1 protein-coding gene is annotated in these 603 nt (G+C 63.9%); it reads left to right on the top strand.

The features are described from left to right. Positions 1–296 precede the first annotated feature (296 nt). Positions 297–603 (top strand): hypothetical protein (locus AC1DTN_RS38450; protein WP_477925449.1); only part of this gene is annotated, 307 nt, incomplete at its 3' end.

Genomic DNA, 603 nt, shown 5'->3' on the forward strand with positions numbered 1-603 from the left:
GACCCTCGACGAAATGAACGCCTTGTTACGCCAGATGGAGGCCACCGAGCGCTCYGACCAGTGCAACCAYGGCCGTCCGACCTGGCGCCAGCTGTCGATCCGGGAACTCGACAGTCTTTTCATGCGCGGCCGCTAAAAGCCCTCCGCGCTCCCCGCCTGACGCGAAATTCCGCACATTTGGCGGCGGACTGGCGGCAATTCGAGGGTTTTCATGGGTCATCGAGGGACCGGGCACGCACGTTGCATAGAGCCTGTCGTCGAACTTTCCGGCTTTCTGCCTGTCTTTCCCAGACCTCATGAAATCCTGGTCCCTCTTCGCAAGAGTCGCATCCGCCGCGGCGCTGGTCGCCATCCTGGCGGGCGGGTGCGCCACACTCGACGAGCATCAGCGCGAATGGATCTTCCAGCCGAGCGACAAGAGCTGGGGCAATTCCGAAGCGATGACCCAGGGCATGGAGGACGTCTGGATCGACTACAAGTCCGCCGTGACGGGCGAGCAGGTTCGCCTGCACGGGCTGTGGCTCGGCGACAAGCCGGAATCCGCCGACACCCCCGTCATGCTCTTCCTGCACGGGGCCAAGTACAACGTGGCCGGCTCGGCAC

Source organism: Rhizobium sp. 01T444 (assembly GCF_056398305.1).